The sequence below is a fragment of the Granulicoccus phenolivorans DSM 17626 = NBRC 107789 = JCM 15570 genome, assembly GCF_000423085.1.
In the GTDB taxonomy this organism is placed as follows: domain Bacteria; phylum Actinomycetota; class Actinomycetes; order Propionibacteriales; family Propionibacteriaceae; genus Granulicoccus; species Granulicoccus phenolivorans.
Genome location: NZ_AUHH01000073.1, coordinates 1 through 1709, shown reverse-complemented (window position 1 = coordinate 1709; position 1709 = coordinate 1). Strand labels below are relative to the sequence as shown.

Here is a 1709-nt window from a genome sequence, read left to right as displayed (position 1 = left end):
CCCGAATCTGTGTGGTTCGGTTTCCGATATTTTTCAACGGAGAGTTTGATCCTGGCTCAGGACGAACGCTGGCGGCGTGCTTAACACATGCAAGTCGAACGGTAAGGCCCTTCGGGGTACACGAGTGGCGAACGGGTGAGTAACACGTGAGTAACCTGCCCTTGACTCTGGAATAAGCACTCGAAAGGGTGTCTAATACCGGATATTCAGCCTGGGACGCATGTTTCGGGTTGGAAAGTTTTTCGGTCAAGGATGGACTCGCGGCCTATCAGCTTGTTGGTGAGGTAATGGCTCACCAAGGCTTCGACGGGTAGCCGGCCTGAGAGGGCGACCGGCCACATTGGGACTGAGATACGGCCCAAACTCCTACGGGAGGCAGCAGTGGGGAATATTGCGCAATGGGCGGAAGCCTGACGCAGCAACGCCGCGTGCGGGAAGACGGCCTTCGGGTTGTAAACCGCTTTCAGCAGGGACGAAGCTAACGTGACGGTACCTGCAGAAGAAGCACCGGCCAACTACGTGCCAGCAGCCGCGGTGATACGTAGGGTGCGAGCGTTGTCCGGAATTATTGGGCGTAAAGAGCTTGTAGGCGGTTTGTCACGTCGGAAGTGAAAACTCAGGGCTTAACTCTGAGCCTGCTTCCGATACGGGCTGACTAGAGGAAGTTAGGGGAGAATGGAATTCCTGGTGGAGCGGTGGAATGCGCAGATATCAGGAGGAACACCGGTGGCGAAGGCGGTTCTCTGGGACTTTCCTGACGCTGAGAAGCGAAAGCGTGGGGAGCAAACAGGCTTAGATACCCTGGTAGTCCACGCCGTAAACGGTGGGCACTAGGTGTGGGGGACATTCCACGTTCTCCGTGCCGTAGCTAACGCATTAAGTGCCCCGCCTGGGGAGTACGGCCGCAAGGCTAAAACTCAAAGGAATTGACGGGGGCCCGCACAAGCGGCGGAGCATGCGGATTAATTCGATGCAACGCGAAGAACCTTACCTGGGTTTGACATATGCCGGAAACATTCAGAGATGGGTGCCCCTTCGGGTCGGTATACAGGTGGTGCATGGCTGTCGTCAGCTCGTGTCGTGAGATGTTGGGTTAAGTCCCGCAACGAGCGCAACCCTCGTCCTATGTTGCCAGCAATTCGGTTGGGGACTCATAGGAGACTGCCGGGGTCAACTCGGAGGAAGGTGGGGATGAGGTCAAGTCATCATGCCCCTTATGTCCAGGGCTTCACGCATGCTACAATGGCTGGTACAGAGGGCTGCGAGACCGTGAGGTTCAGCGAATCCCTAAAAGCCAGTCTCAGTTCGGATTGGGGTCTGCAACTCGACCCCATGAAGTCGGAGTCGCTAGTAATCGCAGATCAGCAACGCTGCGGTGAATACGTTCCCGGGCCTTGTACACACCGCCCGTCAAGTCATGAAAGTCGGCAACACCCGAAGCCGGTGGCCTAACCCTTGTGGGGGGAGCCGTCGAAGGTGGGGCTGGTAATTAGGACTAAGTCGTAACAAGGTAGCCGTACCGGAAGGTGCGGCTGGATCACCTCCTTTCTAAGGAGCCCAGATAAACATGCCGGATCATCCTGGTGGATGGTTCCGGGTGTTCATTGTCACCTCATGTCAGGGACGAACGTTTCCTGGTGGGGTGGGCTGCGGAATGTGGAACATTGACTGATGCACCGGCTGCTGGCCGGCCCGAGCAAGTACTACCT

At 56.8% G+C, this 1709-nt stretch carries 1 rRNA gene; it reads left to right on the top strand.

The features are described 5' to 3' along the window. Positions 1–33: 33 nt before the first annotated feature. Positions 34–1548, top strand: a 16S ribosomal RNA gene (locus G531_RS0117210). The last annotated feature ends 161 nt before the right edge of the window (positions 1549–1709 follow it).